Here is an 8,701-nt window from a genome sequence, read left to right as displayed (position 1 = left end):
CCGCTGTTCCCGGCGGGCCACCAAGCCGGCCTGGCGCAGGGTCTCGAGGAGGAACCGCACGGTCGAGGGATGCAACCCCACCGCTTCACCCAGTTCATGGACGTCGCGGGCGGTGTCCGCGCCCCGCAGCAGTTCCAGGAGCCGACGGCGGGTCGATGACGCCAACGCGGTGTGGACGCCACCCGACCCGCGCACGGGGCGCGGGCTCACGACTCCGCCGCCGGCCAACCGGCCACCAGCGGTGTGTCCACTCCCAACCGGCCCAGTTTCCCGGCCCCACCCGGGGAGCCGAGCGGCGCATCCGTACCGGGAAGCACCTCGGTGAAGAACTCAACGTTGTCGGTGGTAAAGGGTTCCCACTGCTGCGGCACGTCGTCCTCGTAGTAGATCGCCTCCACCGGACACACCGGCTCGCAGGCGCCGCAGTCGACGCACTCATCCGGATGGATGTAGAGCGCGCGCTTGCCCTCGTAGATGCAGTCGACCGGGCACTCATCGACACAGGCGCGGTCCACGATGTCGATGCAGGGCTGCGCGATCACGTACGTCACGAACGACTCCTCGGGGTCTCCGTCGAAATTAAAGTACAGACATCACATTAACGCTTGATGTCACCAGCGCCAAGGACCGCATCCTTGTCTCTTCAACCGTGTTGACTCGTCAACTCTCTTGACTGACAGCGCATTAACGGTACAGTCGTGTGGGTAAAAGGGAAGCGCCACGTCCGTCCCCAGAGGATGAGGTACCAGTCATGCGGGCACGCAGACGTGCCGACGGCGGCACGCGATGACCACCACCGAGCGTGTTCACGCCCGACCCGGGCTCGTCGAGCCGAGCCCCGCACCTCCTCGCCGGCTTGCCGGTCAGACGTTCGTCAAGTGGGTGACCACGACCGACCACAAGGTGATCGGCAACCTCTACTTCATCACCTCGTTCGTCTGGTTCCTGCTCGGCGGGATCATGGCGATGCTCATCCGCACCGAGCTCGCGGCGCCTGGGTTGCAGGTGGTCGAGAACCCCGAGCAGTACAACCAGCTGTTCACGATGCACGGCACGATCATGTTGCTGCTCTTCGCGACACCGTTGTTCGCCGGGTTCGCCAACGCGATCATGCCGATCCAGATCGGCGCCCCGGACGTGGCCTTCCCAAGGCTGAACATGTTCGCGTACTGGCTGTATGCCTTCGGCGGGCTCATCGCCGGCGCCGGGTTCCTCACTCCACAGGGCGCAGCAGCGTTCGGCTGGTTCGCCTACGCACCGCTGTCGGACAACTCCTACAGCCCGGGCCTAGGCGGCGACCTGTGGGTCTTCGGTCTGGCCCTGGCCGGCTTCGGGACCATTCTCGGTGCCGTCAACTTCATCACCACGATCATCTGCATGCGGGCTCCCGGTATGACGATGTTCCGGATGCCGATGTTCACCTGGACGATCCTGGTCACCTCGATCCTGGTGTTGATCGCGTTCCCGGTGCTGGCTGCGGCGCTCTTCGCGCTCGGTGCGGACCGGAGGTTCGGGGCACACATCTTCGACCCCGAGTCCGGGGGGGTGATGCTCTGGCAACACATGTTCTGGTTCTTCGGACACCCAGAGGTCTACATCATCGCGTTGCCGTTCTTCGGGATCATCAGCGAGGTGCTCCCGGTCTTCTCGCGCAAGCCGCTCTTCGGATACAAGACGATGGTGTTCGCGCTCATCGCCATCGCCGCGCTGTCGTCCGCGGTCTGGGCCCACCACATGTACGGCACCGGGCAGGTGCTGCTGCCGTTCTTTGCGATCATGACGATGTTGATCGCGATCCCGACGGGGGTGAAGTTCTTCAACTGGATCGGAACGATGTGGGGCGGGTCCATCACGTTCTCTGCCTCGTTGATCTGGGCCATCGGGTTCATCGTGACGTTCCTCTTCGGCGGACTGACCGGGGTCATCCTGTCCAGCCCGGCTCTCGACTTCCACCTGACCGACTCGTACTTCATCGTCGCCCACTTCCACTACACGGTATTCGGCACCGTCGTGTTCGCGATGTTCTCCGGTTTCTATTTCTGGTGGCCGAAGTTCACCGGCCGGATGCTCGACGAGAAACTGGGCAAGATCCACTTCTGGATGCTGTTCGTCGGCTTCCACACCACGTTCCTCATCCAGCACCTACTCGGCATCGAGGGCATGGCCCGCCGCTACGCCGACTATCTGCCGGAGGAGGGCTTCCAGACCGCCAACATCATCTCCACCGCCGGCGCGTTCCTGCTTGGCGCCTCGACCCTGCCGTTTCTCTACAACGTGTGGAAGACCTGGCGCTACGCGCCAATGGTCGAGACCGACGACCCGTGGGGCTACGGTGGCTCGCTGGAGTGGGCCACGTCCTGCCCGCCGCCGCGGCACAACTTCGACAGCCTTCCCCGGATCCGATCCGAACGCCCCGCGTTCGACCTGCACCATCCCGAGGTCGCTCCATCCACCGTACGAGCGCCCGAGGCCAACGGGTTGACCAAGGCTTTTGGTCCGCCCGATCTCGGTGAGATGGCCGGCCACCAGGCAGGCGAGTCCGGCGGTTCCGACGGTCCCGGCCACGGGACGGCGACCCGATGAAAGTCGAGTCCCGGATGTTCCTCGTCATCGGACTCTTCTTCTTGCCGGTCGGCCTGATCTACGGCTTCTGGACGCATTGGACCGAGATGGTCGGGACGTTCGCGCTGTTCCTCACCGCCGCCCTCTGCGGGCTCATCACCTTCTACCTCACGGTGACGGGCCGTCAGTTCGACAACCGCCCGGAGGACAACCCCAACGCCTTGATCTCCGAGCAGGAGGGTGACTACGGGTTCTTCACCCCGTACTCCTGGTGGCCGCTCTGGCTCGGACTGACTGCGGCCACCATGTTCGCCGGCTTGGCGATCGGATGGTGGCTGTTCATCATCGGGGCGTTCTTTGCGATCTTCGCGATCATCGGGTGGACCTTCGAGCACTACAGGGGTGAGTACGCCAACTGACCCCCACCGTGCATACCGACAGTAGTGCCGGTAGGGCGCAGGTGTCGGCGTGGGGCTCAGCCCCACCCGAGGGAGTGCAGTCGCTCGTCGCTGATCCCGAAATGGTGGGCGACCTCGTGGACTACCGTGACAGCGATCTCGTCCAACAGCTGCTCGCGGTCGCGAGCGAAACGGGTCAGCGGACCCTGGAAGATCGTGATCCGGTCGGGAAGTGACCCGGCGTCCCACCACCCGTCCCGCTCGGTGAGTGGCGTCCCTTCGTACAGGCCCAACAGCTCGGGCTCGCCCTCGGGCGACTCGTCCGCGACCAGGACGGCGACGTTGCTCATCAGTTTCGCCAGCTCGTGCGGGATCAGGTCGAGAGCATCCCCGACGGCCACCTCGAACTCGTCTGCCGTCATGGTGATGCCGTCTTGAGCCATCGGCCAAGCGTGCCACGGCTGTTCAACGCGTACGGACACCGCCTACCTCTAAGAGGTGGACGGTGTCCGTACGCGCGACGGCGCTGCTCGGCCCTGCGTGAACGTGGCTCTGGCCGGCTTAGAGGTCCTTCTCCGGGGCTCTCTTGACCGACTCGCGCTCCGAGGCGGGCAGGGCCAGGCCCTGGGTCTGAGGCGGTCCTTCCAGGGACCCGGTGGTCTCGGCCGACGCGGCGATCGCCTCGTGCTCACCGTGCGCGTGAGCCGCAGCCAGCTCGGCCGGAGTGACCGGGTCGACGCGGTCCTTGAAGTAGAAGTGAGACAGGCGCGCCCTGATCTTGGTGGCGCGGGCGTGTTTGGCGGCCACGCCGTTCTCGTCCACGCCCGATCCGAGCTCGAGCGGGCTCTCGGACCCATGCTGGACCAGGTTCCAGCGTTCGAACTCGTCGAGCGGCTCGTGCCGCTCGAAGAAGCGTCCCTCGGCTGTGCGGATGACGCTGCCGCTCTCGCGCCCGTGTAGGACTTTGTCGCGGTCGTGGCGTTGCAGACTCAGACATATCCGCTTCGTGACCCAGAAGGTCAACGGCGGGACCACGAAGATGCCGATCTGGAACAGCCTCGTGAGGTCGTTGATCGACAGGTGCAGCTTTATGGCCATGATGTCGTTGCCGCTGGCGAAGAAGAGGATCAGGTAGAACGAGATCGCCATCATGCCAAGGCCGGTGCGAACCGGAGCGTTGCGGGGACGGTCGAGCAGGTGGTGCTCGCGCTTGTCTCCGGTGACCCAGGCTTCCAGGAACGGATATGCCCCAGAGATGGTGTAGAGGGCCGGGATCAGCAGGATTGCCCCGATAAAGACGTTGAAGCTCCAGGTACGGCCGAACGCGACGAACTCCAGGAACCCCGGCAGCAGGCGTAGTGCTCCGTCAGCGAAACCCATGTACCAGTCGGGTTGCGAGCCTGCCGTAATCGGACTGGGGTCGTAGGGACCATAGGCCCAGATCGGGTTGATCGTCACGAGCGCCGAGATGAGCGCGGTGACTCCGAAGACGAGGAAGAAGAACCCGCCGGCCTTGGCGATGTAGACCGGCATCAGCGGGTAGCCGACAACGTTGGAGTTCGTCCGCCCGGGCCCGGGGTACTGGGTGTGCTTGTGCACGAAGACGAGCACAATGTGCGCGGTGAACAACCCCACCAGGATCGCCGGGATCAGGAGCACGTGTAGGGAGTACAGGCGGGGGATGACCGCCTCGCCCGGGAACGGTCCGTCGAAGACCATGTAGGAGACGTACGACCCGATGACCGGGATCGAGCGCATGAAGCCCTCGGCCGCCCGTAGACCAGTGCCGGAGAGCAGGTCGTCGGGCAGAGAGTAACCGGCGAAGCCCTCGATCAGAGCGAGCATCGACAGGATCGAGCCGATCACCCAGTTGATCTCGCGCGGCTTGCGGAATGCGCCGGTGAAGAACACCCGGAACATGTGCACCGTGATTGCCACGATGAACAGCAGCGCGGCCCAGTGGTGGATCTGGCGGATCAGTAGCCCTCCCCGGATGTCGAACGAGATGGCGACCGTGGAGTTGAATGCCTCGGAGACGGTGATGCCCTGCAGCGGCAGGTAGGAGCCGTCGTAGACGATCTGACCAGCGCTTGGGACGAACCAGAACGTGAGGAACACGCCGGACAGCAGGCAGATGATCATGGAGTACAGGGCGATCTCGCCGAGCATGAACGTCCAGTGGTCCGGGAAGACCTTCTTGAGGATGAACGCCATGAAGCCGGCGCCACCGGTGCGGTCGTCTAGCCAGCCGGCGACACCCCCGGCGACCTTCATACCCTCACCCGAGGGAGGCTCGACCTGCTCGTCGTGCTCGCGGAGAGCCGACGGGCTTCTCGGGTCAGTGAACGTAGCCATTGCGCTCCCAGTAACTCGGGCCCACGGGCTCTCGGAACCCTTGAGTGGCGACGAGATATCCCGCGTCGTCGACGGTGATCTTCAGCTGCGGTAGCGGTCGCTTGGCCGGGCCGAAGATGACTTCGCAGTCGTTGGTGACGTCGAAGGTGGACTGGTGACAGGGGCACAGCAGATGGTGGGTCCCCTGCTCGTAGAGGCCGACCGCGCAGCCGACGTGGGTGCAGATCTTGGAGTACGCGACGATCCCTTGGTATCCCCAGGAGAGGGCCTTCTGGCCGGCCTCGCTGCCAGAGAACTGGTCCGGGGCCAGGCGCATCAGCAGGACGGCAGCCTTGGCCTTGTCCTCGAGAACATGCGTGGAGTCCTTGAGTGTCTCGGGCATCACGTGGAACACCGAGCCGATCGTGACGTCGCTCGCCTTGATCGGCGTCAGCTCTGGGTCGCGGGTCAGCCGGATCGGGTTGCCAGGGCTGCCGTCCGCCTTCGGCGCGATATCCCAGATGGTCTCGGCCAGCCCACTCGACGCCTTCGTCGGGTCACCAAGCGACCCCGCGACCTGGAGGACGAACGGAAGCGCGAACAGCCCAAGCGACCCACCCAACGCGTACTTGATCATCGGCCGCCGGTTGAGCTGGGTGGACTCACCGCCACCGACGATGAGCCCGGCGGCCTTGGCGCGGGTCGCGTCGGAGGACCGCTGCAGGTGCCGTTCCTCGACGACCTCCTGGTCCGGCATCAGCGTCTTGGCCCAGTGGACTGCGCCGAAACCGATCCCGAGCAGCGAGATCGCCATCGAGACCCCGAGGACCACGTGCAGCAGGTTGGTGCTGCCGACGCCGGGGATGAACACGTCGGCGGTGTAGTCGATGGCGAAGTACCCGACGATGAACACCACCGTGGCCAGCATGGACAGACCGAACAGGGCGACCACCTGACGCTCGGCCCGGCGAGCCGCCTTCGGTTCGTCGTCAGCCATCCGGTGGACATGCTCCGGCAGCCCGGGGTTCGGAAAGAGTGAGGGCAGGTGGGCGGGGGCGTTGTCACGCCCGTCGCGACGGACGACATCGGTCCCGACGCCACCGCGCCCGTCAGCGTCCGGGTCCGAGGTGTCGGGTCCGGTGGAGATGCCCTGGTTGCTCATGCCTTCGTCGATCCTGTCGGTTCGTTCTCAACGATTAGAACAAATATTCGGGGGAGACGCATCCCGTCGCGTCAGGCGGCTTTCGAGCCCAGCCAGACGGCGCAGGCGATCATGATGCCGAGGCCGAAGATCCAGATGAACATACCTTCGGACACCGGGCCGAGGTTGCCGAGGTTCATCCCGCCCTGGTTGGGCTTGTTGTAGGTCTCGTCGAGGAACGCGATGATGTTGCGCTTGTTGTCCGGGGAGATGTTCTGGTCGTTGAAGACCGGCATCGACTGAGGGCCGGTGAGCATCGCCTCGTAGACGTCGCGGGCCTCGACCCCCTTGAGCGTCGGGGCGTACTTGCCTCGGGACAGCGCTCCACCGGAGCCGGCGAAGTTGTGGCACATGGCACAGTTGACTCGGAACAGCTGGCCGCCGGTTGCGACATCCGCCCCTGCGGTGGACAGGTCCGCGTCGGAGGGGATGCCGGGGCCGGGGCCGAGGGTCGCGACGTAGGCGGCCATGGCCGCGATCTGCTCGTCGGTGAACTTGACGTCTCCACGCTGAGCCTGCACCGCCGGGCCGGCGAGCGGCATCCGGCCGGTGCCCACCTGGAAGTTGACGGATGCGGCGCCGACACCGACGAGGGTGGGCCCGGCGGCGGTCCCCTGGGCGTTCAGCCCATGGCAGGTGGCGCAGTTGGCCAGGAAGAGTGCGCGACCGTCGGCGACCACGTCGGTGGTCACCCCGGCGGCCACGGCCGTTTTGGGGGCGAACAGCGAATAGGCCCCACCCACCACGACGAGCCCGAGCAGCAGCAGGATCGCGATCGCGGCTGGGTGACGTCGGCGTGCGGCCAAGGCGTTCAACGCGGGAGTCCTGTCGTCCGGGGAAGGGCGGTCACGTGAGGCAATGGAGTCGCTCAGGTCACTTGAGCAGGTAGATGGTGGAGAAGAGCGCGATCCACACGACATCGACGAAGTGCCAGTAGTAGGACGTGACGACGGCGCCGATCGCCTGCGCGTGGCTGTAGTTGCGCGTCGTGAACGTCCTACCGATGATCAGCAGGAACGCGATCAGGCCACCGGTGACGTGCATGCCGTGGAACCCCGTGGTCATGAAGAACACCGAGCCGTAGCGGTCCGAGGACAACGTGACGTTCTCGCTCGTGAGCTCGGCGTACTCGAAGACCTGACCGCCGATGAAGAACGCGCCGAAGAGATACGTGACGACGTACCACTCGCGCATGCCCCATTCCTTGAACTGCCAGAGCCGGCCGCTGCGTTTGGGCTTGCCCGCCTCGGCCTTGAAGACTCCTAGCTGACACCAGACGGACGACACCAACAGGACGAACGCGTTGAGCGCCGCGAACGGCACGTTGAGCTTGGCCGTCTGCTCGGCCCAGAGCTCCGGAGAGAGCGAGCGGATCTGGAAGTACATGGCAAACAGTCCGGCGAAGAACATCAGCTCGCTGCCGAGCCAGACGATCGTGCCCACCGACACCATGTTGGGTCGCGTCGCCGGTCCGTGCGCCGGGCCTAATGTGCGCGTTGTTGCCGATGCGGTCGCCACACTTCTCATTATGGGGTCAACTCCGTATGAGGCGCACGCGACCCCCCGGTCGGATTCTCCGACAGGGTCCGTCCTGTCACCACAGTGTCCCCACCGTGGCAGCCACGTGCTGGCGACGTGCCGGCAACATGGTGGGCCTCACGCGGCGCAGGCCTTTCGCTACCATCCCCGGTATGACCGCAACCCCTCCCGGCCCCGGTGTCACCTCGACCGGGTCCGCTGGTTCGCCGGCGCGCAGCGTTCTGCCTGGCGGCGCCGGGACGGCTGGGGCCGAGACCCCCAAGGTCACCTCGATCCGGGTGCTGCTCTACAGCGACGACAGTGCCACTCGTGATGCCGTTCGCCTGGGGGTGGGTCGCCGCCCCGCGCGTGACGTCGAGGTCTCCTCGTGGCTCGAGTGCGCGACGCCGGCGGCAACGGTCGCGGCGGCGGATGGCGGCGGCTTCGACGTGCTGATCCTCGACGGGGAGTCATCCCCGATCGGCGGCCTCGGCCTGTCCAAACAGCTGAAGAACGAGCTGTTCGACTGCCCTCCGATCCTCGTGCTCACCGGGCGCCCGCAGGACGGCTGGCTCGCGGCGTGGTCCCAGGCCGACCTCGCCGTCCCGCACCCGATCGACCCGATCGCCCTCGCCGGCGCGGTCGCGGACCTCGGACGCCGGGGCTCGACGTCCTGAGCACGCGTCCG

At 65.7% G+C, this 8,701-nt stretch carries 10 protein-coding genes; 3 read left to right on the top strand and 7 right to left on the bottom strand.

Annotated elements, in window-relative coordinates; translation table 11 throughout:
- Positions 1-195 (bottom strand): ArsR family transcriptional regulator (locus ABI385_RS18435; protein WP_407068222.1); only part of this gene is annotated, 195 nt, incomplete at its 3' end.
- Between the two features lie 11 nt (positions 196-206).
- A complete protein-coding gene (gene fdxA / locus ABI385_RS04355) occupies positions 207-551 on the bottom strand; it encodes a ferredoxin (protein WP_348102510.1) in 345 nt (114 codons plus the stop codon).
- 235 nt (positions 552-786) lie between these two features.
- Here fdxA and ctaD point away from each other — a divergent pair, with 235 nt between their 5' ends.
- On the top strand, positions 787-2,583 hold the full coding sequence (gene ctaD, locus ABI385_RS04350) for a cytochrome c oxidase subunit I (protein WP_348102509.1): 1,797 nt from the start codon (positions 787-789) through the stop codon (positions 2,581-2,583).
- A complete protein-coding gene (locus ABI385_RS04345; RefSeq protein ID WP_348102508.1) occupies positions 2,580-2,981 on the top strand; it encodes a cytochrome c oxidase subunit 4 in 402 nt (133 codons plus the stop codon). The genes ctaD and ABI385_RS04345 overlap by 4 nt, the downstream gene beginning before the upstream one ends.
- A gap of 56 nt (positions 2,982-3,037) precedes the next feature.
- Here ABI385_RS04345 and ABI385_RS04340 read toward each other — a convergent pair whose 3' ends face one another.
- From ABI385_RS04340 to ABI385_RS04320, 5 genes are all read right to left on the bottom strand, one after another.
- The gene (locus ABI385_RS04340; RefSeq protein ID WP_348102507.1) at positions 3,038-3,403 is read right to left on the bottom strand and encodes a metallopeptidase family protein; all 366 of its coding nucleotides are present in this window, start codon (positions 3,401-3,403) and stop codon (positions 3,038-3,040) included.
- Between the two features lie 118 nt (positions 3,404-3,521).
- Positions 3,522-5,315: a cytochrome bc complex cytochrome b subunit gene (locus ABI385_RS04335; protein ID WP_407068221.1), complete on the bottom strand. Its 1,794-nt coding sequence runs from the start codon at positions 5,313-5,315 to the stop codon at positions 3,522-3,524.
- Complete coding sequence (locus tag ABI385_RS04330) at positions 5,299-6,456, bottom strand: Rieske 2Fe-2S domain-containing protein (RefSeq protein WP_348102506.1); 1,158 nt, start codon at positions 6,454-6,456, stop codon at positions 5,299-5,301. Before ABI385_RS04330 ends, ABI385_RS04335 begins: the two co-directional genes overlap by 17 nt.
- A 71-nt stretch (positions 6,457-6,527) precedes the next feature.
- Positions 6,528-7,310, bottom strand: coding sequence for a cytochrome c (locus ABI385_RS04325; RefSeq protein ID WP_348102505.1), 783 nt, complete (start codon positions 7,308-7,310; stop codon positions 6,528-6,530).
- A 58-nt stretch (positions 7,311-7,368) separates the two neighbouring features.
- Positions 7,369-8,022: a heme-copper oxidase subunit III gene (locus tag ABI385_RS04320; RefSeq protein WP_348102504.1), complete on the bottom strand. Its 654-nt coding sequence runs from the start codon at positions 8,020-8,022 to the stop codon at positions 7,369-7,371.
- A gap of 164 nt (positions 8,023-8,186) precedes the next feature.
- Here ABI385_RS04320 and ABI385_RS04315 point away from each other — a divergent pair, with 164 nt between their 5' ends.
- Positions 8,187-8,690, top strand: a complete 504-nt coding sequence (locus tag ABI385_RS04315; protein ID WP_348102503.1) for a hypothetical protein — start codon at positions 8,187-8,189, stop codon at positions 8,688-8,690.
- Positions 8,691-8,701 lie beyond the last annotated feature (11 nt).

It is taken from the genome of Lapillicoccus sp. (assembly GCF_039935575.1).
GTDB lineage: Bacteria > Actinomycetota > Actinomycetes > Actinomycetales > Dermatophilaceae > Lapillicoccus.
The sequence above is the reverse complement of the archived record's forward strand: the minus strand, read 5'-3'. Positions and strand labels throughout refer to the sequence as shown.